The sequence below is a fragment of the Paracoccaceae bacterium genome, from assembly GCA_012103375.1.
Taxonomy (GTDB): Bacteria; Pseudomonadota; Alphaproteobacteria; order Rhodobacterales; family Rhodobacteraceae; genus WLWX01.
This window is the reverse complement of the sequence record WLWX01000001.1, coordinates 3,197,598-3,220,538: the sequence shown is the minus strand read 5'-3', so window position 1 is coordinate 3,220,538 and position 22,941 is coordinate 3,197,598. Positions and strand designations below refer to the sequence as shown.

Sequence of the window (22,941 nt, the reverse complement as noted above, 5' to 3'; positions counted from 1 at the left end):
GCAGCCCGATCCTAAATTTTTGGCGCGGGGGTCGGCCCAAATCGCCTACATGCGCTCACGCGCAGCCATGCGCTGTCTCGTGGTCAAAGCTTTCCGACTATTTCGCTTCATAGGTTTTCGCAAGAAATCCGCGACGCTCTGATTTCGGAGTTTTTCAACACAATCGGCCGGTTTTGACAGATGCCGCGTGATGCACCAATATCGGCATATCGAAATTCCGGCTGTAGGCAGAGCGGCTCATCCGAACGCTCTGATAGCTAATGGAACTCGCGGCACAAGCTCTTGGTAGAAACCATTTTACCGTACTCAAACGCCACAAGAGCTGGGCTCGGATTCTGGACATGGAGGAAACGCAATGAACAATCACACGCCAACACGTCGTCTGACTGCCGCAGACTTCGACCAGGATTTACTTGATCTCTACGATTACTATGTGCATGGCAATATCTCGAAGCGGCAGTTTCTGGAAGGCGCTGGCAAGTGGGCTGTCGGTGGCCTAACGGCAGCTGCGATCCTCAGCACGCTCTCGCCGAACTACGCATTGGCGCAACAAGTCGCCGAGGACGATCCGGAAATTGAAGGCGAAGACATCGTCTATCAAAGTCCCAACGGAACTGGCGAAATCACCGCCTATCTTGTCCGCCCGAAAGAGATCAACCCCGACCGTCCGCCAGCGGCTGTGCTTGTCGTCCATGAGAACCGGGGTCTCAATCCCTATATCCGCGATGTTGTCCGACGTCTTGGAAAGGCCGGGTTCGTGGCCATGGGCCCGGATGGCCTGTCATCGCTCGGGGGGTATCCAGGCACCGATGATCAGGGTCGGGAAATGCAGCGGACGCTGGATCAAGCGGCGTTGCTAAACGACTTTTTCGCCGGCTTTGAATATCTCCAGGCGATTGACGGGACGAATGGAAAGGTTGGCGCGACTGGCTTTTGTTACGGCGGTGGCGTCGTCAACCGGTTGGCGGCAGCCTATCCCGACATGGCCGCAGGCGTGCCCTTCTACGGCTCGTTTCCGGACGCAGAGCAGGTCGCCGGAATTGACGCGCCATTGATGATACAGTTGGCCGCGCTCGATCGGCGCATCAACGCGATGTGGCCTCCGTTTCAGAAGGCTATGGAAGAGAACGACAAGCGCTATGAGGCACATATCTATCCCGGTGTGAACCACGGTTTCCACAACGATACGACGCCGAGATACGATGAAGCTGCGGCCAAGCTTGCGGAACGTCGCATGATCGCATGGTTCCGGACTTACCTCGCAGCCTGAATAGGGTGCGCCGGGGTAGTTTGCGTGGCCGGTGCACTGCAGCAGTGGGCCGCCAGAACGCCATCACAAAGTTGTGGGCAGATTGTGTTGAAAAACTCCGTTTTAGGGCCTGAACGATGATTTTTCTTTCCATGCAGCCCGATCCTAAATTTTTGGCGCGGGGGTCGGCCCAAATCGCCTACATGCGCTCACGCGCAGCCATGCGCTGTCTCGTGGTCAAAGCTTTCCGACTATTTCGCTTCATAGGTTTTCGCAAGAAATCCGCGACGCTCTGATTTCGGAGTTTTTCAACACAATCGGCACAGATTATCGCGCGCTTCGTTTCCCTTAAATCGGAATTGCTTGCGCAAGCGCAATGCATCGGTTCAGGTTGCTTTCGGTCTGCATGGTTGGGCCAAAGTTCATAGCCGGTAGGAGAACCCCAAATGGCCACAGCGCTGTTTACCCGCCGTACACTTCTCGCCTCAGGCGGCGCCCTGGTGGCGACCGGACTTTCGGGGCTGTTTTTTCCGGCTATCGCAAAAGGTCTAGCACCAACAGGTTCAATGCGCGGCGGAGATAACAACTACATTCCTGGTGCGCCAATCGTGGACAGGATCGGTGGCGGTGGTTTCTGGATGTCCGGCACCGTGCGTCGCGCGGGCGATGGGGCTCTGCTTGCGGGTCAGCGCATCCAGATATGGGCACACACGACCGAAGGGCACGAACGTGACCCGCACAGCCATGGTGCAACGCTTACAGACGCGAATGGTGTATTCCGGCTTGAGATGCCGCAGATTGTTCCTGCCTTTGGCCAACCGCACGGCCATCTCGCGTATGACAGCGGTGACTTCCAATCGGTCTTCTTGCGTCCGGTCATGCCGAGCTCAAAGGACAACAGCCGATTGTGTTGAAAAACTCCGAAATCAGAGCGTCGCGGATTTCTTGCGAAAACCTATGAAGCGAAATAGTCGGAAAGCTTTGACCACGAGACAGCGCATGGCTGCGCGTGAGCGCATGTAGGCGATTTGGGCCGACCCCCGCGCCAAAAATTTAGGATCGGGCTGCATGGAAAGAAAAATCATCGTTCAGGCCCTAAAACGGAGTTTTTCAACACAATCGGCCTGGAGGCGCACTTCGGCCTTCAGCCAGTCTGACGAATTGGGTTCGCCGTGATGAGCAGGGTCCGATTTGGTTTGATCTGGGCCGTCGTCGCAATAATCGTTTTTGTCCCTATCGCTGCGGCGATGCGCAGTCCGCTGCTCGCCTGGCGCGATCCGGTCTATATCGCGGGCGGGCTGGCGGGCGTCCCGGTGCGAATTGCCTTCGTCAACGAAGCCGACGACCCGCTTTCGTAGTGCCATAGGATGTGGCTTGCCCATCTGACGCCCCCATATCTGCCTCTGACACAGGGAATCACACATCAGGCATCAAGGGAATCCTGAATCACATCAGGGGCGACACGCTCTAATTAGCTTCATGGCTGCCCCCCTGAATGCGATAGGCTGTGGAGCGGTTCTTTGGGCCCGCGGCGATTAATCGACCACCGCGGGTAATGTGGCCCAGGATGCCAAACTTCAGTATCTGGAATTGCATTCCAAAGGTGATGCTGCCGACGTCAGCTGGTCGTGGTTCACTGCGGTTGACCTTACCGTGTCTACGAATCTTTCCACGGTGTCAGAGTTCCCGGACTTTCGAAACGCAACGTATAGTTCGATCTGGTTTTCGCATGGTTCAAACGGAACGAAGGAAACACCTTTTGGGGCTATGTTCTTTACCCAGGCTGGAACCAACGAAATGCCGAGGCCCTGGGTGACGAATTGCAGCATCGTGGACTTGTCGATGATCTCGCAGACGATGTTGGGTTGTGCGCCGATCTTCCTGAAACCGCTCCACAATGCCTCGTGCAGGATCGGGCGCGCGTGCTTGGGATAGCCCACGATCGGTTGGTCGGCGATATCGGACGCCGACAGGGATGCCGCGCCTGCAAGTGGGTTGGTATCGGCAAGGACCACGACAATTGGCTGCCGGTGCAGAAGTTCGCTGGTAATGAACTCGTCTTTCTGAGGTGTTCGCACAAAGGCCACATCCGTCCGATGCGCGATCAACTCTTGCGCGTGCTGTTCAGACGACGAGATCTCCAAGACCTGCACATGAACCTTCGGATCGACCCGGCGAAACGCGAGGAGAGCCTTGGGCAGCAGCATCGAAATCGCCTCATCGACGCCGCTGACGCGGATGTGGCGCAGGTCGGACTCGGCGGTGTGGCGCACATTGGAGACCGACTTTTCGATATCGGCAAGGACCCTTTTCGCATCCTGAACGAACTCTGATCCGGCCTGGGTCAGACTGACCTGACGGGTCGTTCTGAAAAATAGCCGGGCGCCAAGTTCGTGTTCCAAAGCAGAGACGCGTTCGGACAAAGCGGATTGGCTCAGCCCTAAACGTTCGCCTGCGCGTCGGAAGTGCAGTTCTTCCGCGACGGCGACGAAGCATTCCAACTGTCTGATGTCCAAACCGCACCCTTTCGTTCGTCTATTTGATAACGCTTACCCGCATGCCGATGTCCATTGCGGCCTCAAATTTGCGGATCGCAGTCGCATGTTCCAACGAGTCCAGCGTATCATCGCGGCCTCGGATCAGCGACGTTCGCGTGGCATCGTCCATGTCGAAAGGTTCCGACAGTTCGCCTGCTATTATCATTCGGGCATCGAGGTTAATCGTTATCTCAGCACCCTTTATGTCGCTGGCGATTTGGAGCAGCGCGTCCCGGATTTCCGGAGAAACGACCGGCAATGCCAGGCCATTCTTGCGGGCGTTGTCGTAGAAAATCCCGGCGAAACTGGTCCCGATGCAGGCATCAAACCCAAGCTGGCGTAGGCCCCAGACGGCATGCTCGCGGCTGGATCCACAGCCGAAATTGTCGCCAACGATCAGAATACTGGCCCGCGTCCAAGGCGCTTTGTTCAGGATGAATTCGGGACGCTTGTGTCCTTCGTTGTCGAAACGCAGGTCGGCAAATGTGCCGTCAGCCAATCCTTCGCGTGTGATCGTGATCAGAAACCGCTTGGGCATGATCACGTCGGTATCAACATTGGCCAGCGGCAATGGCGCTGCGATCCCTTTGATCGTTTTGGTCATTTGCTTGTCATTCATTTGAAATCACGCACGTCAGCCAAATGCCCGGCAACGGCTGCCGCTGCGACCATCGCAGGCGACATCAGGTGCGTGCGCGCGCCGCGCCCCTGTCGCCCCTCGAAATTTCGGTTGGTGGAAGAGGCGACCCTTTCGCCATCCATGGCGATGTCGTCGTTCATCGCCAGACACATCGAACAGCCCGCCTCGGGTCGCCATTCGAACCCGGCGACCTCAAAAATGGCACGCAGGCCTTCGGCTTCGGCCTTAAGGCGCGTCATGGCGGACCCCGGCACCACGATGGCTTCAACGCCCGCCGCCACTGTCCGCCCCTCCAGTATTTTTGCAGCCTCACGCAGGTCTTCGATGCGAGAGTTGGTGCAAGAGCCGATGAAGGCTGTGTCGATCTTGATCGACTGGGCCGATTGCCCTTCGGACAGCCCCATGTAGTGAAGCGACCGTTCCAGCGCAGCTTTGGCCTTGGGCGAGATATAGTCCGTCGCAACCGGCACATTCGCCGTGATCGGAACCGACTGATCCGGGCTTGTGCCCCAGGTGATCAGGGGTTCGATATCGGACCCTGAAATGGTGAATTCTTCATCAAATTTGGCGTCTGGATCGCTAACCCAAGTTTCGCCATTGAAAGCAAACTGACCGCTGTGGGCGTGACCCTGCAACGCCGCTTTGGTGGTTTCATCGGCAGCAATCAACGCCGCACGGGCACCCAGCTCAACCGCCATATTGCAGACGGTCATTCGCCCGGCCATATCGAGGCCGCGAATGGCAGAGCCTGCAAACTCCACCGCGTATCCATTGGCCCCCCCTGCACCAACGACCTGCACGACCTTCATGATGATATCCTTAGCCGTGACACCGGGGGCCGTTTCTCCTTCGACAGAGACGCGCAAGGTTTTCATGCGTTTGTAGCGCAGCGTCTGGGTTGCCAGCACATGTTCCACTTCCGAGGTGCCGATTCCAAAGCCCAAAGCGCCGTAGGCCCCGTAAGTGGTCGTATGGCTGTCGCCGCAAGCAATCAGCATATTCCAAGGAATTCGCGGCGGGCGTGATCTGTAACGCAGGCACGCTCGGCATCCTGATCCCACCCTCGATCGTCATGGTGGTCTATGCGGCCTCGGTTGAGGTGTCGGTTGGGCGGATGTTCCTTGCCGGGGTCATTCCCGGGCTGCTGGCCGGGTTCATGCTGATGGTCACGATCTATCTGATCGCCCGGGTCAAGAACCTGCCCAAGGGCGAATGGAAAGGCTGGGGCGAAATCTTTGCTTCCGGACGCGAGGCAGGTTGGGGTCTGTTCCTGATCGTCATCATTCTGGGCGGCATATATGGCGGCATCTTTACGCCGACCGAAGCCGCGGCCGTTGCTGCGATCTATGCGTTTTTCATCGCAACGTTCATCTACAAAGACATGGGACCGCTCGCCGCGCCACGGGCCCAAAGCCTGTCTGCCGCAATGGTCACGGATGCACCGCTGGGCGATCCGACGCCACTGCGACACAAACCCTGGGCGCTGTTCACGGCGGTTGTGCACCCCGACACGCAGCGCACACTGTTCGATGCGGGCAAACTGACGGTGACACTTCTGTTCGTTATCGCCAATGCCCTGATACTGAAACATGTTCTGACCGACGAGCAGATTCCGCAAAAGGTCGCCGGTGCCATGCTGGATGCAGGCTTCGGCCCGGTGATGTTCCTGATTGTCGTGAACATCATTCTCTTGATCGGTGGTCAGTTCATGGAGCCTTCGGGCCTGCTTGTTATCGTGGCACCCCTGGTCTTCCCGATCGCTATCGAGCTTGGCATCGACCCCATTCACCTGGGCATCATTATGGTCGTGAATATGGAGATCGGGATGATCACGCCGCCGGTGGGGCTAAACCTATTCGTAACCTCTGGCGTTGCCGGCATGCCAATGATGTCGGTCGTGCGCGCAGCTCTGCCATTCCTCGCGGTGCTCTTCGTCTTTCTGATCATCGTGACATATGTGCCCTGGATATCGACATTCCTGCCAAACACTTTCATGGGACCAGAGATTATTTTGCAGTAGATTATTCTGATTCTGATGACGGAAAAGGTCGTTTTTTTTAGCAAATCGATGTTGGGTCGAGAGACGCAGTTCCGAAGTGGCTGGATGGCGGCAGCGGTCAGTCCAAATACCGGCACCGCGGGCATTTTCGCCTTTTTAAAGCGTTTCGACATTAACCTGAGACATATCCGGCGGCCTTAAAGTAGTTCCAGCATTCTACTGGGTCGTAGAGATCGCAGATTGCTCCGATTGCTTCGAAGACCTGGGTAAAGGACCTGGCCCCGATCCGTCGCAAATGGGCTTTCAGTTTAGAGAAGGCCTGCTCGATGGGATTCAGGTCGGGCGAGTACGGTGGCAGGTAAAGGAACCAGCAGCCGTGATTGCGTAAAGCCTGCGTCGCCTCCTTATTCCGGTGGGTTGCCAGGTTGTCGAGAATGACGACAGTGCCGGGGTTGATCTCGGGGACCAGCACTTCGCGGATGTAGGCCGCGAAGGCGGGGCCATCTATCGCTCCCTTGATGACCCAAGGTGCGATCAGCGCGCCTTGGGTCAGGCCCGCGATCAAGGTTTGGGTTCCCCAGCTTCCGAAGGGCGCATCCATCGTCAGGCGCTTACCGCGCTTGGCTCTGCCGCGTAGGCGCGTGAGGTTTGTCTTCACTGCGGTTTCGTCAATAAAGACAACGCGCTCAGGAAAGGTCGCAATGGCTGGCGAGCGGTATCTGAACCAGTCGGCCCGTTGCTGCCTTACCTTGGCGCGGCGGCGCTCGGTTGCGACCAGCGACTTTTTTTGTACGTGAAGCCGAGCCGGGACAGAAGGTTGGCGATGGAGGAGTGATGCACCCGCACACCCTCTGCATCGGCCAGCGCATTACGCAACTCAAAGAGCGTGATGTCAGGGTCTTGTGCGATCAACTCCTCAAAGAATTCCCGATGCGGAGCCAGCTTTCCCTTGCCGCGCGGCGGTCCCTGCCGGGCAGGTTCCGCATGACCCTTCATCCTCACCTGACGCGCCCACCGCGCGCCTGTGGCAGGCGACAGCTTCAACCGCAACGCCGCCGCGCGCCCGCTCAACCCTTCTTCAATGTATCTCTGAAACCGTATCCGAAGCGCAGATGGCAAAGGTGCTGACATGATCCATCCTCCCAAACAGGATGAATCACAGATCAGGTCTCAAGGGAATCCCTCGCGATTCAGGTTCAAGCCGAAACGCTTTAGGACGCATTTGATGGTTGCGGATCTTGCAATTCCGGAGATTCGCCGCATCTCGACAGATGTTCATAAAGGGCGAATTTTGTTGAAAAACTCCTGCTTGATCGAGGGCTATGGCGCTGATTCAATCCTCTCAACAAGCGGGAGGATCAGCCATGATGGGACCGAGGCAGGAAGCACAGGCGGCGCTGTTCTATGAGTTCTCGCTGGAAGACCATGTCCCGCAAGATCACCTGCTGCGATCGATTGATCGTTTCGTCGATCTGAGCAGCATCCGCGCCCATCTTGCCGATTTCTACAGCCACACCGGTCGTCCTTCGATCGATCCTGAACTGCTGATCCGGATGCTGATCGTCGGTTACTGCTTCGGCATCCGGTCCGAGCGGCGGCTCTGTGAAGAGGTACACTTGAACCTCGCGTACAGGTGGTTTTGTCGGCTCGACCTGGCCGATCGGGTGCCGGATCACTCGACCTTTTCAAAGAACCGGCATGGTCGGTTCCGCGAGAGTGAGCTGCTGCGCCATCTCTTCGAGACCACGGTCGCGCGATGCATCGCCGAAGGTCTCGTCAGCGGTCAGCGCCTGGCCGTCGATGCCAGCTTGATCGAGGCGGATGCCAACAAGCAGTACTCTGCGCCAAAGGAAGAATGGGACATTGCGCGGATCGATGCAGACGCTGCACCCCGCGCGGTCCGCGAGTATCTCGACACTCTGGATGAGGCCGCATTCGGAGCAGCGACACCGGTCGAGCCAAAGTTCACGTCCTATTCCGACCCAGCCAGCCAGTGGACGGCGGCGCGTAAGGGTCCCGCATTTTTTGCCTACTCCGACAACTATCTCATCGATACCGATCATGGTGTCATCGTCGACGTGGAAGCGACACGGTCGATCCGTCAAGCCGAGGTGGGGTCAACCAAGACGATGCTGAAGCGGGCCAAAGAGCGCTTCGATCTTCATCCCGAACGGCTGATCGCCGACACCGCCTACGGATCGGGACCCATGCTCGGATGGCTGGTGGGTGAAAAGATCGCACCGCACATCCCGGTCTTCGACAAAGCCGGGCGCACCGATGGCACCTGGTCCCGAGCTGACTTCGAATGGGATGCCGAGAACAATCAATACATCTGCCCGGAAGGCGAGGCTCTGAAGCAGTTCCGCCGAAACTACTCCGACCCCAATCGCGGCCCAACCGGCAAGGGCGTGGCCAAGTACCAAGCGCTGAAGCACACCTGCCAATCCTGTCCTTCCAAGCCGAAGTGCTGCCCGAATGCCGACGCCCGTAAGATCACCCGTGAGGAACATGAGGACGCTCGCGACATCGCCCGCGCAATCGCCAAAACGCCGCAATACAAGATCTCGGTGAAGCTCCGGAAGAAGGTCGAAATGCTCTTTGCCCACCTCAAGCGCATTCTCGGCCTGGGACGGCTCCGATTACGTGGACCATGCGGCGCAAATGACGAATTCCTGCTCGCCGCCACTGCCCAAAACCTTCGCAAACTGGCAAAGATCTTTCCTGCACCGCAGCAAACGCGCAAAGCCTGATCAGAAAGGCGCTCGCGCTATGTTCAAATCGCTACTTTCTGCGCCCGCAACACGTTGTTTTTCCACAGAATCGGCTGGAAACGGAACACCGTTCACATACGACCCACCTACCGCAAAAACCCGATTGCATGGGTCGGCGTCATCATCTCAGCGCTCAGAAAAGCCTCCAGCGCGTGCGCGTCTGGCTGATCGGTCGTCTTCGTCTCAGCCGCCGCCAGCCCGCCGGTGACGAACAGACAGTCCAGATCTTCGCCGACAGCGCTGCGGACATCCGTCAGAATGCCGTCGCCGATGGCAAGGATGCGACTGTCCGGAACCGACCGGCCAAGCTGTTCCAGCCGCTGGCGCGACAGGTCATAGATCTGCGGTTGTGGTTTGCCGAAATAATACGCCTCGCCGCCCATTTCCTCATAAAGCTTCGCCAGCGCGCCGGCGCACCATTCGCGCCTGTCGCCCCGGTCCACGACGATGTCGGGGTTGGCGCAGATCATCTTGAGGCCGCGCTGCTTCGCCAGCAGAAACTGGGGGCGCATCTCTGACGGGTCGGCGTGGGGGTCGAACGGGCCCGTGCAGACAATGCCTTCGGCGGCGTCCAGATCAACGCTTTCAATCGCCACCGGATCATCGACCAGATGCAGCGGGTCAAAGAAGGTCGTGTCGCGCGGCTCTCCGATATGCCAGATCTTTCGGCCCACAAGCCCCCGGAACATCGCGGCCCGCGCGGCATCGCCCGAGGTGGCGATCACATCCCAGCAGTCGCGCGGCACCCCCATGCCATCAATCTGCGCGGCCACATCGGCGCGCGGGCGGGGCGCGTTGGTCAGCAACAGAACCGTGCCGCCCCCGGCGCGGAAGGTGCGCAAAGCCTCGACCGCTGCCGGAAATGCGCGCTGGCCGTTGTGCAGGCACCCCCAAAGATCGCAGAGAACTGCGTCATAGCGCCCGGATATTTCGGCCAGCGAGGTGATGATCTGGGTCATGGGGGCGGGCCTTTTTGGATCTGCGGGGGCAACATGTGCACCGCATCTTTAGGGCAGCAGGCCAGTGGGTCGCAAGCCGCCAGAAACCCGTCGCGCCAACCCGTTGCGCCGCAGAACCGGCCCGCAACCGGGTTCCCAAAGCCACGGTCACAACGCAACCGGGCGCGGGCCCTGTTTTACAGGGCAAATCCGCTGGACTTGGGCGGACCTCCGCCTTATACGGCATCCGCCCGCGCCTGCGGGTACAAAGACGAAAAAACGGGCTGTCCGGACGACCGGCGCACCGAAACCGCGCCCCAGGGCCAGGACAACAACGAGGGATCAACGACATGGAAATTCTGCCACCGCTACTGGGCCTCGTCGGCTTGGTCTGCGCTTTCGTCCTTTACGGTATGGTGATGAAATACCCCGAGGGCGATGCCGCGATCAAAAAGATTGGCGATCAGATCCACGAAGGGGCCATGGTCTTCATGCGCCGCGAATACACCATTCTGGTCATGTTCCTGGCAGCGCAGGTTGTTCTGACCTACATTTTCCTTGATGTGAAGGTCACGGTTGCCGTGATCGTCGGTGCAGTATCATCGTCCATTGCGGGCTGGATCGGCATGTATTCGGCCACCAAGGCCAACGTGCGCACGGCAACCGCCGCGCAGACCGATGGTGCAGCAAGTGCACTGACGGTCGCCTTCTTCGGCGGTTCGATCATGGGTCTGTCGGTTGCCTCGCTTGGTCTGATCGGTCTGGGTGGTCTCTACTGGTTCATCGGTGGTGACGCGCACAGCCTGGAAGGCTTTGGCATGGGCGCCTCGACCGTGGCACTGTTCAGCCGCGTTGGCGGCGGTATCTTCACCAAGGCCGCTGACGTCGGCGCCGACCTTGTCGGCAAGGTCGAAGCTGGCATTCCCGAAGATGACCCGCGCAACCCCGGCGTGATCGCCGATAACGTGGGCGACAACGTCGGCGACGTGGCCGGCATGGGATCGGACATCTTTGAAAGCTATTGTGGCGCCATGATCGCGACCATCGCGATCGCCGCAGCCTCGGTCGCCGTTGATGCGGGTCGTTCGGAAATGATGTTCCTGCCGCTGGGTCTTGCGGCCCTTGGGCTGATCGCCTCGATCATCATGATCTTCGTGGTGAAAACGCAGGCCAGTAAAGAGCCTGCCGCGGCGCTGCGCACCGGTACGCTGGGTGCGCCCGTGTTGTTCCTGGTGGGTGCCCTGGTGCTGATCCTGATGCTGGGTCTGGATATCAACATCTGGTTCGCGGTGATTGCGGGTGCCGTCGGCGGCGTCGCCATCGGCCTGATCACCGAATACTACACCGCCGGATCTCCGGTCACGAAGATCGCAGCCTCGGGCGAAACCGGGCCTGCGACGGTGATGATCACCGGTCTGGCGGTCGGCATGCAGTCGGTGGTTCTGCCGCTGCTGTGTATCGCGGGCATCGTCTTTGTCTCGACCGAGCTTGCGGGCCTTTACGGTGTCGGCATCGCCGCCGTTGGCATGCTGGCAACTGTCGGCATCACCATGGCCATCGACGCCTATGGCCCGGTTGCCGACAACGCCGGTGGCATCGCCGAGATGGGTGAGATGGGCGCCGACGTGCGCGAGATCACCGACAGCCTGGACGAGCTTGGCAACACCACCGCCGCCATCGGCAAGGGCTTTGCCATCGGTGCGGCAGCACTTGTTGCACTGGCGATCATCGCGGCTTTTGTTGAAACGGTGCGTGCCAACAATGTCGGGTTTGAGCTTCGCCTCGACGATCCGATGGTGCTTGTCGGCATCTTCATCGGCGGCACGATCCCGTTCCTTGTCGCCTCGATCACCATGACCGCCGTGGGCGACGCCGCGTTCGAGATGATCAACGAGATCCGCCGTCAGTTCCGGGAAATCCCCGGCCTGATGGAAGGCAAAGCAGACCCGGATTCGGCCAAGTGCATCGAGATTGCGACCTCGGCCGCGCTGAAGCGGATGCTGCTGCCCGGTGTGATCGCGGTGCTGGCACCGCCGGTCATCGGCATCGGCATTGGCCCGGAAGCGCTGGGCGGCATGCTGGCCGGTGCGCTGCTGGGCTGTGTGCTGATGGCGCTGATGATGGCGAACGCAGGCGGTGCCTGGGACAACGCCAAGAAGCACGTCGAGAAGGGTAACTTCGGCGGCAAGGGCACCGACACGCACTCGGCCGTGGTTGTGGGCGACACGGTTGGTGATCCGTTCAAGGACACCTCCGGCCCGGCGATGAACATTCTGATCAACGTGATGGCGATCGTCAGCCTGGTGATCGCACCGCTGCTCTGAACCGCAGCCAGAGATTCAGTGGAAGGCCCGGAGCGCAGGTTCCGGGCCTTTTGCGTTTGGCGCATGGGTGATATGCCCCGACAAGGCGTTTGCTGCGTTGCAGCAATGGCACTTGGGCCCTATAGGAAGCGGGACATTCAGACAGGACCAGTATCATGGACATCAATGCGATCCCGATCGGGGAAAACCCGCCCGAAGACATCAACGTCATCATCGAAGTGCCGATTGGCGGCGAGCCTATCAAATATGAGCTCGACAAAGCCTCGGGCGCGCTGTTCGTGGATCGGTTCCTTTATACACCGATGCGCTATCCGGGGAACTATGGCTTTGTGCCCCATACGCTGTCCGAAGATGGAGATCCGATTGACGTGCTGATTGCAAACACACGGCCGCTGGTGCCCGGTTCGGTCATGTCCTGCCGTCCGGTCGGCGTGCTGGTGATGGCGGATGAGAAGGGCCAGGACGAAAAGGTCGTGGCGGTGCCGTCGAACTCGATCACCCGGCGGCATGAAAGCGTGCATGATTTTTCGGATCTGCCCGAGATCACGCGCCAGCAGATCAACCATTTCTTCGAACACTACAAAGATCTGGAGCCCGGCAAATGGGTCAAGGTTGAAAACTGGGGCGACGCAGCGCGTGCCAAGCAGATGATCGTTGAGGCGATTGAGCGGGCGAAGAATGGGTAGGTTTGCCGGTTTTGGCCTGGATTGGACCCTAAAGCGTTTCGGCTTGAACCTGAATCGCGAGGGATTCCCTTGAGACCTGATCTGTGATTCATCCTGTTTGGGAGGATGGATCATGTCAGCACCTTTGCCATCTGCGCTTCGGATACGGTTTCAGAGATACATTGAAGAAGGGTTGAGCGGGCGCGCGGCGGCGTTGCGGTTGAAGCTGTCGCCTGCCACAGGCGCGCGGTGGGCGCGTCAGGTGAGGATGAAGGGTCATGCGGAACCTGCCCGGCAGGGACCGCCGCGCGGCAAGGGAAAGCTGGCTCCGCATCGGGAATTCTTTGAGGAGTTGATCGCACAAGACCCTGACATCACGCTCTTTGAGTTGCGTAATGCGCTGGCCGATGCAGAGGGTGTGCGGGTGCATCACTCCTCCATCGCCAACCTTCTGTCCCGGCTCGGCTTCACGTACAAAAAAAGTCGCTGGTCGCAACCGAGCGCCGCCGCGCCAAGGTAAGGCAGCAACGGGCCGACTGGTTCAGATACCGCTCGCCAGCCATTGCGACCTTTCCTGAGCGCGTTGTCTTTATTGACGAAACCGCAGTGAAGACAAACCTCACGCGCCTACGCGGCAGAGCCAAGCGCGGTAAGCGCCTGACGATGGATGCGCTCTTCGGAAGCTGGGGAACCCAAACCTTGATCGCGGGCCTGACCCAAGGCGCGCTGATCGCACCTTGGGTCATCAAGGGAGCGATAGATGGCCCCGCCTTCGCGGCCTACATCCGCGAAGTGCTGGTCCCCGAGATCAACCCCGGCACTGTCGTCATTCTCGACAACCTGGCAACCCACCGGAATAAGGAGGCGACGCAGGCTTTACGCAATCACGGCTGCTGGTTCCTTTACCTGCCACCGTACTCGCCCGACCTGAATCCCATCGAGCAGGCCTTCTCTAAACTGAAAGCCCATTTGCGACGGATCGGGGCCAGGTCCTTTACCCAGGTCTTCGAAGCAATCGGAGCAATCTGCGATCTCTACGACCCAGTAGAATGCTGGAACTACTTTAAGGCCGCCGGATATGTCTCAGGTTAATGTCGAAACGCTTTAGCAGTGCATCGCAAGTAGGGCGCGCGCCGGACCGGTGGGCTGGCGCTGCGTAATTGAGTTTGCATGATTTATGGCTCAGGTCTGGCCGTCAACTCGCTTGGACGCGCCAAGTTCAGGCCAGCGCCTGACCGGCGGGACCGGTCCGGCGCGCGCCCTGCGCCTTGCGGCGCGCACCGGGCGCGGGGACAAACTGCCAATGTCTGTTCCAGACCATTAGCATCCTCATCCCAATCCCATTAAACACCCCGCATGACCGCGATCCGCGAAACCGACCTTTACCCGCCGATCAAGGCCCTGCTGGAAGGGCAGGGGTATGCAGTGAAGGGCGAGGTTGCCGAGGCGGACGTCGTCGCCATCCGCGGCGATGAAGACCCGGTGATTGTCGAACTTAAGACCGCCTTCGCGCTGGCCCTGGTTCATCAGGGTATCGCCCGACAGTCGATCAGCGATGCGGTTTACCTCGTCATCCCCCGCAAGACCGGGCGGGTCGCCTGGAAGGCGCTGAAAGACAACATCGGCTTGTGCAAGCGCCTTGGGCTGGGGCTGATCACCGTGCGGCTGCGCGACGGGCTGGTCGAAATCCATTGCGACCCGGCGCCGTTCAAACCCCGTAAATCGGCGCGCCGAAAGACCCGCCTGCTGCGCGAGTTTGCGCGCCGTGTCGGTGACCCAAGTACCGGAGGTGCCACCCGCAGCGGCCTTGTCACCGCATACCGGCAGGACGCCCTTCGCTGTGCGGCGCATCTGTCCGAAGCGGGCCCAACCAAAGGCGCGCTGGTGGCCAAGGCCACGGGTGTTCCGCAAGCGACCCGGCTGATGGCGACAGATCACTACGGCTGGTTCGAACGGGTTGAAAAGGGCGTCTACGGTCTGACGCCGAAAGGGGCACAGGGCCTGAAGGATTATCAGGTGCCGCCGCCGGTCAAGCCGTGACCAGCAGCGGCGAGGATCACAGGCGAACCTCACAATAAGCGACGCCATTGGGCCAGGTTTCGGACGCGGTCACCTGCCCGATAACCGGCTTCGCCGAGGCCCCGAAGATCGGAACCCCGTCACCAAGGACCACCGGCGCGCGTTTCAGGCGCAGCCGGTCAATCAACCCCTGGTCCAGCATCCAACCGGCGAAGGCCCCACCGCCGCAGAGACAGATATGCGCTGTGGCCGAGGTCTTCAGCGTATTGATCCGGGCGTGCCAATCGTCACGCACCACAGTAACCGCCGCGTCGCCCGGCAGGTCGATGCTGGCGGAAAACACCAACGCCTGGGCATGGGGGTAGGGGTTTGCGCCCACTGGCAAGCCAAAGCCATAGCCGAATTCGTAAGTCCGCCGGCCCATCAGAACCGTGCCATAGCTGGCAACGCGCTCCAGATACGCCTCCACATGCGGCCCCTCGGCTGGAAAGGCCGATATATCGGCGTCGGGACCACAGATGTATCCGTCCGCCGAAACGGCGACGTCATAGATTATATCGGGCATGAAATGCTCCTGTTCGTGATATGTAAGCAGATTGCCTTCGCAGGGAAGGCGGGGATCTGGTCAGGGATGACCGGGCTTACTTGATCACTGGCAGGGCGCTCCTCAGTTGGTGGCGGATTTCATACTGCCACCACGTCAACCGCACAAGGAATTAATCCGCCCGCGCGTGTTGACTCGGGGCCGCCACCTGCCTATTTCCGCTCCGTTATCACTCGCCATGGGTGAGTGATAACACCCAATAGAAACGACCAACGAAGGAGCGTTCCGAGATGGCATTCACACCGCTGCACGACCGGGTTCTGGTCCGCCGCATTGAAGGCGACGAAAAAACCAAAGGCGGCCTGATCATTCCCGACAGCGCCAAGGAAAAGCCCGCTGAAGGCGAAATCATTTCCGTAGGCGAAGGCGCCCGCAAAGATAGTGGCGAGCTGATCGCGCCCAGCGTCAAAGCTGGCGACAAGATCCTGTTCGGCAAATGGTCCGGCACCGAGATCACGCTGGACGGCGAAGAGCTGTTGATCATGAAGGAAAGCGACATCCTCGGCACCATCAGCTGAGCGACGCTTCCCCCACCACACACGAAATTCTAGGAGATTAAGACAATGGCAGCGAAAGACGTCCGGTTCGACACCGACGCCCGCAACCGCATGCTGAAGGGCGTCAATACGCTCGCAGATGCGGTCAAAGTGACCCTGGGCCCCAAGGGCCGCAACGTGGTCATCGACAAATCCTTCGGCGCCCCGCGCATCACCAAAGACGGTGTGACCGTGGCCAAGGAAATCGAACTGGAAGACAAGTTCGAAAACATGGGCGCGCAGATGGTGAAAGAAGTCGCCAGCCGCACCAATGACGAAGCCGGCGACGGCACCACCACCGCCACGGTTCTGGCCCAGGCCATCGTGCGCGAAGGCATGAAGTCGGTTGCCGCCGGCATGAACCCGATGGACCTCAAGCGCGGAATCGAAGCTGCGGTTGGCAAGGTTGTTCAGCACATCCGCGATGCGTCGCGCCAAGTCAAAGACAGCGACGAAGTTGCGCAGGTCGGCACCATTTCCGCCAACGGCGAAGCCGAAATCGGCCGCCAGATCGCTGACGCGATGCAGAAAGTCGGCAACGAAGGTGTGATCACCGTCGAAGAAAACAAAGGCCTCGAGACCGAGACCGATGTTGTCGAAGGCATGCAGTTCGACCGCGGCTACCTCAGCCCCTATTTCGTCACCAACCCGGACAAGATGATTTCCGAGCTGGAAGACGGTCTGATTCTGCTGCACGAGAAAAAGCTGAGCAGCCTCCAGCCTATGGTTCCGCTGCTTGAGTCGGTTATCCAGTCGGGCAAGCCGCTGATGATCATCGCCGAGGATGTTGAGGGCGAAGCCCTGGCAACCCTGGTTGTGAACAAGCTGCGCGGTGGTCTGAAAATCGCGGCCGTGAAGGCTCCGGGTTTCGGTGACCGTCGTAAGGCCATGCTGCAGGACATCGCAATTCTGACCGGTGGTCAGGTGATTTCCGAAGATCTGGGCATGAAGCTGGAAAACGTCACCATCGACATGCTGGGCACCGCCAAGCGTATCTCGATCACCAAGGACGAAACCACCATCATCGATGGTGCCGGTGCCAAGGCCGAGATCGAAGCCCGGGTCAGCCAGATCCGTCAGCAGATCGAAGAAACGACCTCCGATTATGACCGTGAGAAGCTGCAAGAGCGTGTTGCGAAACTCGCCGGTGGTGTGGCCGTCATCCGCGTTGGCGGCATGACCGAGGTTGAAGTGAAAGAGCGTAAGGACCGCGTCGACGACGCGCTGAACGCGACCCGCGCTGCGGTTCAAGAAGGTATCGTCGTTGGTGGCGGTGTTGCTCTGATCCAGGGTGCGAAATCGCTGGAAGGCCTCAAAGGCGACAACTCGGACCAGGACGCTGGCATTGCCATCGTGCGCAAAGCACTGGAGGCACCGCTGCGTCAGATCGCCGAGAACTCGGGCGTCGACGGGTCGGTTGTGGCTGGCAAGATCCGCGAATCTTCGGATGCGGCCTTCGGCTTCAACGCTCAGACGGAAGAGTATGGCGAACTGTTCAAGTTCGGCGTCATCGACCCGGCCAAGGTTGTGCGTACTGCGCTGGAAGACGCAGCCTCGATCGCTGGTCTGCTGATCACGACCGAAGCCATGGTTGCCGACAAGCCCGCAAAAGAGGGCGCTGGCGCCCCCGGCGGCGGCATGCCCGACATGGGCGGCATGGGCGGCATGATGTAAGACCGTCGACTTTGCGCTTGCAAAATCGACGTGGGTGACAGGCGTTTGGCCCAAGGGCCAATTGCCGAGAACCCAAACCGCTTTGACAAGTTCAGGGGCTGCCTTCGGGCGGCCCCTTTTTTTTGGTTCTGCTGTTAAAGTGTCTGGCATGCGGACGGAACGGACCCAGGAGCCATGGGTACGAATGACAGCTTTGCAAGGGCGGTGGGCACATTTGGCTAATCGTTCATAAGATGTAATACAGGACGATCTAAGGAATACTGGAGACAACTCATATGCTCGTTGTTGGCTGGCAAGAGCGGGTTGATCTTCCGCTTCTGGGTCTTAAGAACCTCAAGGCGAAAATTGATACCGGTGCGCGCACTTCGGCACTTCATGCCACCGATATCGAGACCTTCGAACGCGATGGCGTCCCGTGGGTCCGGTTTCACACACGGTTTGACGACGACGCCCACGACACCGATGTCGAATGTCCGATCCACGATCAACGTGAAATCAAGAACACAAGCGGAATTCCGGAACGTCGCATCGTTATCCGGACCAAGTTCCGCATTTCCGACCGCCTATGGAACATCGACCTGTCGCTTACAGAGCGCACCAAGATGAAGTTCCGCATGATCGTCGGACGCACCGCCCTGCGTAGGCATTCGATCCTGGTCAATCCGCGAAAGCGCAATCTTACCACTCCGAGGTCAACCGCCGCAAAAGCTGGCAAAAGGAAATTACCATGAAAATCGCGATGCTTGCCAGAAACGCCAGCCTTTACTCGCACCGGCGGCTTTTGGAGGCCGCCGAGGAACGCGGTCATCAGCTCGACATCATCAATACGCTGCGCTGTTACATGAACATCGCGTCCCGGCGGCCAGAGATTTATTATAATGGGGAAAAGCTGCAAGGCTACGACGCCGTTATACCCCGGATCGGTGCCTCGATTACGTTCTACGGCATGGCCGTGCTGCGCCAGTTCGAGATGATGGGCGTCTATCCGCTGAATGAGAGTGTGGCCATCGGGCGGTCGCGCGACAAGCTACGCTCGATGCAACTGCTTGCCCGCGATGGTGTCGGCTTGCCTGTGACAACATTTGCCCACGATCCCAAGCAGACCGAAGAAGTGCTGGCACTTGCAGGCGGCGCGCCATTGGTGATCAAACTGCTGGAAGGCACGCAGGGGCTTGGCGTTGTTCTGGCGGATACGGATCGTTCGGCGAAATCCGTGATCGAAGCTTTCCGCGCCTCCGGAACCAACATTCTTATTCAGGAGTTCATTAAGGAAGCGGGCGGTACAGACATTCGTGTGATTGTCATTGGGGGCCGCGTTATTGCAGCGATGAAACGCACCGGCACTGAGGGCGAGTTCCGGTCCAACCTGCACCGCGGCGGATCCGCAGAACTGATCAAGCTGTCGCCGGAAGAAAGGTCAACCGCTGTGCGGGCTGCGAAAGCAATGGGTCTGAATGCCTGCGGCGTGGACATGCTGCGTGCCAATCACGGGGCTGTCGTCATGGAGGTCAACTCTTCACCCGGCCTGGAAGGCGTCGAAAAGGCGACGGGCCTTGATGTGGCCGGCAAGATGATCGAGTTCATCGAGAAGAACGCCAAGCCCGGCAAGACCAAGACGAAAGGCAAGGGCTGATGCTGAAACGTCCGGGTTTTGAAATTGGCGGGGAAGTGATCCTGCCCGGCACCCGGCGCACCGTGGACCTGCCGGTCAGTTCGCTGTCGGACCATACCCCGGTCACCATGTCCGCACATGTGATCCAGGGAAAAACCGACGGACCTGTGTTCTTTGTAAGCGCCGGCGTTCACGGGGACGAGGTGATCGGCATTGAAATTGTCCGGCGCTTGCTGAAATCCCCGGCTTTGCGTGGCATCAGGGGCACGCTGATCGTGGTTCCGATCGTGAATTCCTTCGGGTTCATCAACAGGTCCAGATATCTGCCTGACAGGCGCGATCTGAACAGGTCGTTCCCGGGGAGCGAGGGCGGCTCTCTCGCCGCGCGCCTTGCCCATCTGTTTTTGAAAGAGATCGTGGCGCGGTCCGATGTCGGGATCGATCTTCACTCGGCCGCTATCCATCGGATCAATTATCCGCAGGTCCGTGTCTCGCCGGATGACTTGGCCGCCCGTGAAATGGCGGATGGCTTTGGCGCACCAATCATCATGGAATCCCCTGTGCGCGAGGGGTCTTTGCGGGGGTCGGCAAAAGAGCTGGGGAAAACGGTTCTGCTCTACGAGGCCGGGGAAGGCTTGCGATTTGACGAAGTTTCGGTCCGTGCAGGGCAAGCTGGCATCCTCAGGGTGATGAAATCGCTCGACATGATATCGGGACGTGGCGTTGCCCCGGCCAAGGCGATGCCGCAGTTTTGTCCGTCCAGCAAATGGCTGCGCGCGCCGATGGGTGGTCTGTTCCGCAGCCTGAAGGCCGATGGCGATCCGGCGAGCAAGAACGATGTGCTTGGGGTGGTTTCCGATCCGTTTGGCGAGGAAGAGATCGACGTCACCGTCCCGTTCGACGGCATTATCGTGGGACGGGCTGTACTGCCCGTGGTCAATGAGGGGGACGCGGTATTCCATCTGGCCCGCGTCCACTCTGTCAAGAAAGCCGAGAACGCGATGGACGACCATTCGTCACAGCTGTCTGACGACCCGATGTTCGATGAGGATGAAATCATCTGAGCTTATAGTCGATAACGTGCCCATCTTGTCGGCCCCGATTAATCTGACCGGTCAAATCCCAGGACCACCTTGGCATCATCCAGATTGAGCGGGCGGGCCGCGATCTGGATCAGCCGGTCGGCATTTCACTGGCCGCGTGGCGGGGCTGATCTGGGTTCGGCCCGCGTCGGGGCGCGTTTCACCCCGACGGCCGGTTTCGAATACCGCGCGAATGGCGGTCTGCTGGCCGATTGCGAACGCTCAATGCGCTATGATTGTGTTGAAAAACTCCGTTTTAGGGCCTGAACGATGATTTTTCTTTCCATGCAGCCCGATCCTAAATTTTTGGCGCGGGGGTCGGCCCAAATCGCCTACATGCGCTCACGCGCAGCCATGCGCTGTCTCGTGGTCAAAGCTTTCCGACTATTTCGCTTCATAGGTTTTCGCAAGAAATCCGCGACGCTCTGATTTCGGAGTTTTTCAACACAATCCTATATCGAAGGCCTTTCGCGCGCGCAGGATCGCGGGTTTTTTCCGGACTGCCCATTTTTCCATGGCCGTGATCGCCTCAAACAATGAGCGCCCCAATTCGGTGATCTCATAATCGACGCGCGGCGGGATGCTGGGTGTGACACTGCGCAACACCAAACCGTCGCGTTCCAGCTTGCGCAATGTCTGGGTCAGCATCCGCTGAGAGATGTCGGGTATCGCCCGGTTGATTTCCGAAATCCGCTGCGAGCCTTCGCGCAGGATATCATCCCGCATAACCCCAACGCTGCACCGGGGCGCGGGTGTCCTGGGCTATGTCGATTTATTTGCAACGCTCGAAGCGCCCGTGACGTCAATGATCATCCGCAGCTTCAGCGAAGGTGACCTTGTCGTGATGCAGCGCGAAGTCGATTTCTTCGGCCCGAAAGTATTCTTTGACGTGCTGCGCTTTGAAGACGGCCAACTGGCCGAGCATTGGGACACGATGCAGGAGGTTCCTGCCGAATTTTCTCATGACAACGGTATGTTCTGACGACCGATTGACCCAAGCGCCCTCCGACAATGCTGCATTTGCCCCTTTTTATTGTCGGAGGGCTTTGGCATCCTGACTTCAGGAAGACGGACGCTGCCGGTCATGTCGCGGATTGAAGCGCCGTGGCTGGATCTGATCGGGGCGCCGCCTTGATGGCACAAAACCCGGGACCGAAGAATGACCACCATTGGCATCAACCACCTTGGCCTGACAGTCCGCGATCTGGATCAATCGGTCGGTTTTTTCACCGGCGCGCTGGGCTGGACCGTGGCGGGTGGCAATCCCGATTACCCTTATGCTGCGGTTACCGACGGTCACGCCCGCCTGACGCTTTGGCAGGCGAAGGCTGCCGAACCGGTCGCCTTTGACCGGCACGCCAACATCGGCCTGCATCACGTCGCCATCGGCGTCGACTCCGAATCTGCATTGGACGACCTGGCCAATAAGGTCGCCGCATGGCCGGGTGTCGAGGTGGAATTCATGCCCGAATCCCTGGGCGGCGGCCCGCGCTTCCACGCGATGATCCGCGAACCCGGCGGCTGCCGTGTCGAGCTGATTTGGGTGCCGCAACACTAGTGGCATCCTGAAAGCCTGAATCGCTTTTGGAATTGCCTGCGCCCGGTGCGCGCCGCAGGTGCAGGGCGCACGCCGGACCGGCCCAACCGGTCCGGCGTCGGTTCGAGGTGGGCACATCCGGGATAGTTGACGGCTAACACCTCTCCATAAATCATGCCCCTCAACCGTTGCTGCGCCAGCCCGCCGGTCCGGCGCGCGTCCTGCTCGGGACGGGTGTTCGCCGTCGGGCATCTTTGCAGATCAATGGATGATGCCCTAGCGGCCCTATCGCGTGGCCTTGGCGTCCACGCGGTCCTGAAATCGCGCGGCCGAAACGACGACGCGCGTGTGCGTGCCCTCTGCTATGCGGTCAACCTCATCATGGACGCGGATGGTAAATGTCAGCTTGCGCCCGTCAACCGACGTCAATTCGGCCTGCGCCTCAACCCGCATGCCAGTGGGCGTTGCCGCGATGTGGCTGATATCAAGATGTGTGCCCAGTGACTGTTGGCCCGCGTCCAGCAGGTGTTCGAAGGCTGCAAGAGCGGCCTCCTCGACAAGGTTGATCATCACCGGCGTCGCCAGAACCGCGATCCGGCCCGAGCCGACGCGCGGGGCGGTGTCGTTGCTGCCGACAATCATCTCGGCTGTACCGGTCAATCCGGGTGTCAGGTGTTCCATGGCCGCAATCTTTGGCGTGCCGCGCGGCAGGTTGCAACAAATTCGACGCATTAAGAACGGCGCGGAAGGTGCG

At 59.5% G+C, this 22,941-nt stretch carries 24 protein-coding genes and 3 pseudogenes; 17 read left to right on the top strand and 10 right to left on the bottom strand.

Annotation, left to right across the window (positions count from 1 at the left end):
- The first annotated feature begins 355 nt into the window (after positions 1–355).
- Positions 356–1,270, top strand: coding sequence for a dienelactone hydrolase family protein (locus GKR99_16485; protein NKB29055.1), 915 nt, complete (start codon positions 356–358; stop codon positions 1,268–1,270).
- A gap of 178 nt (positions 1,271–1,448) precedes the next feature.
- On the opposite strand, the gene GKR99_16480 is transcribed toward GKR99_16485, so the two are convergent.
- Together GKR99_16480 and GKR99_16475 are read right to left on the bottom strand one after the other, a co-directional pair.
- Positions 1,449–1,631 (bottom strand): hypothetical protein, encoded by a 183-nt coding sequence (locus GKR99_16480; GenBank protein NKB29054.1) that lies wholly within the window; start codon positions 1,629–1,631, stop codon positions 1,449–1,451.
- Positions 1,632–1,812: 181 nt separating this feature from the next.
- The gene (locus GKR99_16475) at positions 1,813–2,106 is read right to left on the bottom strand and encodes a hypothetical protein (protein NKB29053.1); all 294 of its coding nucleotides are present in this window, start codon (positions 2,104–2,106) and stop codon (positions 1,813–1,815) included.
- On the opposite strand from GKR99_16475, the gene GKR99_16470 reads away from it, so the two are divergent.
- Both GKR99_16470 and GKR99_16465 read left to right on the top strand, forming a co-directional pair.
- On the top strand, positions 2,096–2,272 hold the full coding sequence (locus GKR99_16470) for a hypothetical protein (GenBank protein NKB29052.1): 177 nt from the start codon (positions 2,096–2,098) through the stop codon (positions 2,270–2,272). The genes GKR99_16475 and GKR99_16470 overlap by 11 nt on opposite strands.
- A 152-nt stretch (positions 2,273–2,424) precedes the next feature.
- Positions 2,425–2,607: a hypothetical protein gene (locus GKR99_16465; protein NKB29051.1), complete on the top strand. Its 183-nt coding sequence runs from the start codon at positions 2,425–2,427 to the stop codon at positions 2,605–2,607.
- Positions 2,608–2,826: 219 nt separating this feature from the next.
- Here GKR99_16465 and GKR99_16460 read toward each other — a convergent pair whose 3' ends face one another.
- From GKR99_16460 to GKR99_16450, 3 genes and pseudogenes are all read right to left on the bottom strand, one after another.
- A complete protein-coding gene (locus tag GKR99_16460; GenBank protein ID NKB29050.1) occupies positions 2,827–3,765 on the bottom strand; it encodes a LysR family transcriptional regulator in 939 nt (312 codons plus the stop codon).
- A 19-nt stretch (positions 3,766–3,784) separates the two neighbouring features.
- Positions 3,785–4,405, bottom strand: coding sequence for a 3-isopropylmalate dehydratase small subunit (gene leuD / locus GKR99_16455; protein ID NKB29049.1), 621 nt, complete (start codon positions 4,403–4,405; stop codon positions 3,785–3,787).
- Positions 4,402–5,424: pseudogene (locus tag GKR99_16450) on the bottom strand (3-isopropylmalate dehydratase large subunit). The gene leuD and the pseudogene GKR99_16450 overlap by 4 nt, the downstream one beginning before the upstream one ends.
- Between GKR99_16450 and GKR99_16445 the strand changes: the two are divergent.
- A pseudogene (locus GKR99_16445) lies at positions 5,424–6,446 on the top strand (TRAP transporter large permease subunit). The pseudogenes GKR99_16450 and GKR99_16445 sit on opposite strands and share 1 nt — an antisense overlap.
- 151 nt (positions 6,447–6,597) lie before the next feature.
- Here the strand turns inward: GKR99_16445 and GKR99_16440 are convergent.
- A protein-coding gene (locus GKR99_16440; GenBank protein ID NKB29048.1) for an IS630 family transposase occupies positions 6,598–7,556 on the bottom strand; the annotation gives its coding sequence in 2 pieces (ribosomal slippage) (positions 6,598–7,212 and positions 7,215–7,556; 957 coding nt in all).
- Positions 7,557–7,789: 233 nt separating this feature from the next.
- Here GKR99_16440 and GKR99_16435 point away from each other — a divergent pair.
- Complete coding sequence (locus tag GKR99_16435; protein ID NKB29047.1) at positions 7,790–9,175, top strand: IS1182 family transposase; 1,386 nt, start codon at positions 7,790–7,792, stop codon at positions 9,173–9,175.
- 107 nt (positions 9,176–9,282) lie between these two features.
- On the opposite strand, the gene GKR99_16430 is transcribed toward GKR99_16435, so the two are convergent.
- The gene (locus GKR99_16430; protein NKB29046.1) at positions 9,283–10,155 is read right to left on the bottom strand and encodes a TIGR01459 family HAD-type hydrolase; all 873 of its coding nucleotides are present in this window, start codon (positions 10,153–10,155) and stop codon (positions 9,283–9,285) included.
- Positions 10,156–10,475: 320 nt separating this feature from the next.
- Between GKR99_16430 and GKR99_16425 the strand changes: the two genes are divergently transcribed.
- From GKR99_16425 to GKR99_16410, 4 genes and pseudogenes are all read left to right on the top strand, one after another.
- Positions 10,476–12,458, top strand: a complete 1,983-nt coding sequence (locus tag GKR99_16425) for a sodium-translocating pyrophosphatase (protein ID NKB29045.1) — start codon at positions 10,476–10,478, stop codon at positions 12,456–12,458.
- Positions 12,459–12,613: 155 nt separating this feature from the next.
- The gene (locus GKR99_16420; GenBank protein NKB29044.1) at positions 12,614–13,144 is read left to right on the top strand and encodes an inorganic diphosphatase; all 531 of its coding nucleotides are present in this window, start codon (positions 12,614–12,616) and stop codon (positions 13,142–13,144) included.
- A gap of 112 nt (positions 13,145–13,256) precedes the next feature.
- Positions 13,257–14,215: pseudogene (locus tag GKR99_16415) on the top strand (IS630 family transposase).
- 264 nt (positions 14,216–14,479) lie between these two features.
- Entirely contained in the window at positions 14,480–15,163 is a 684-nt protein-coding gene (locus GKR99_16410; protein NKB29043.1) for a hypothetical protein, read from the top strand.
- A gap of 16 nt (positions 15,164–15,179) precedes the next feature.
- Here the strand turns inward: GKR99_16410 and GKR99_16405 are convergent, their stop codons facing one another.
- Entirely contained in the window at positions 15,180–15,707 is a 528-nt protein-coding gene (locus GKR99_16405) for a dihydrofolate reductase (protein ID NKB29042.1), read from the bottom strand.
- A gap of 269 nt (positions 15,708–15,976) precedes the next feature.
- Between GKR99_16405 and GKR99_16400 the strand changes: the two genes are divergently transcribed.
- From GKR99_16400 to GKR99_16375, 6 genes are all read left to right on the top strand, one after another.
- Positions 15,977–16,264, top strand: coding sequence for a co-chaperone GroES (locus GKR99_16400; protein NKB29041.1), 288 nt, complete (start codon positions 15,977–15,979; stop codon positions 16,262–16,264).
- A 45-nt stretch (positions 16,265–16,309) separates the two neighbouring features.
- The gene (gene groL / locus GKR99_16395; GenBank protein ID NKB29040.1) at positions 16,310–17,956 is read left to right on the top strand and encodes a chaperonin GroEL; all 1,647 of its coding nucleotides are present in this window, start codon (positions 16,310–16,312) and stop codon (positions 17,954–17,956) included.
- Between the two features lie 275 nt (positions 17,957–18,231).
- Positions 18,232–18,687 (top strand): ATP-dependent zinc protease, encoded by a 456-nt coding sequence (locus GKR99_16390; GenBank protein NKB29039.1) that lies wholly within the window; start codon positions 18,232–18,234, stop codon positions 18,685–18,687.
- Positions 18,684–19,589, top strand: coding sequence for a 30S ribosomal protein S6--L-glutamate ligase (rimK, locus tag GKR99_16385; protein ID NKB29038.1), 906 nt, complete (start codon positions 18,684–18,686; stop codon positions 19,587–19,589). Before GKR99_16390 ends, rimK begins: the two co-directional genes overlap by 4 nt.
- Complete coding sequence (locus GKR99_16380) at positions 19,589–20,632, top strand: succinylglutamate desuccinylase (protein ID NKB29037.1); 1,044 nt, start codon at positions 19,589–19,591, stop codon at positions 20,630–20,632. The genes rimK and GKR99_16380 overlap by 1 nt, the downstream gene beginning before the upstream one ends.
- 69 nt (positions 20,633–20,701) lie before the next feature.
- A complete protein-coding gene (locus GKR99_16375) occupies positions 20,702–20,917 on the top strand; it encodes a hypothetical protein (GenBank protein ID NKB29036.1) in 216 nt (71 codons plus the stop codon).
- Positions 20,918–21,091: 174 nt separating this feature from the next.
- Here the strand turns inward: GKR99_16375 and GKR99_16370 are convergent, their stop codons facing one another.
- The gene (locus tag GKR99_16370) at positions 21,092–21,376 is read right to left on the bottom strand and encodes a transcriptional regulator (GenBank protein ID NKB29035.1); all 285 of its coding nucleotides are present in this window, start codon (positions 21,374–21,376) and stop codon (positions 21,092–21,094) included.
- A gap of 79 nt (positions 21,377–21,455) precedes the next feature.
- Between GKR99_16370 and GKR99_16365 the strand changes: the two genes are divergently transcribed.
- Together GKR99_16365 and GKR99_16360 are read left to right on the top strand one after the other, a co-directional pair.
- Complete coding sequence (locus tag GKR99_16365; GenBank protein NKB29034.1) at positions 21,456–21,632, top strand: hypothetical protein; 177 nt, start codon at positions 21,456–21,458, stop codon at positions 21,630–21,632.
- A 177-nt stretch (positions 21,633–21,809) separates the two neighbouring features.
- A complete protein-coding gene (locus GKR99_16360) occupies positions 21,810–22,208 on the top strand; it encodes a VOC family protein (protein NKB29033.1) in 399 nt (132 codons plus the stop codon).
- A 264-nt stretch (positions 22,209–22,472) separates the two neighbouring features.
- Here GKR99_16360 and GKR99_16355 read toward each other — a convergent pair whose 3' ends face one another.
- Complete coding sequence (locus tag GKR99_16355; GenBank protein ID NKB29032.1) at positions 22,473–22,868, bottom strand: thioesterase; 396 nt, start codon at positions 22,866–22,868, stop codon at positions 22,473–22,475.
- Between the last annotated feature and the right edge of the window lie 73 nt (positions 22,869–22,941).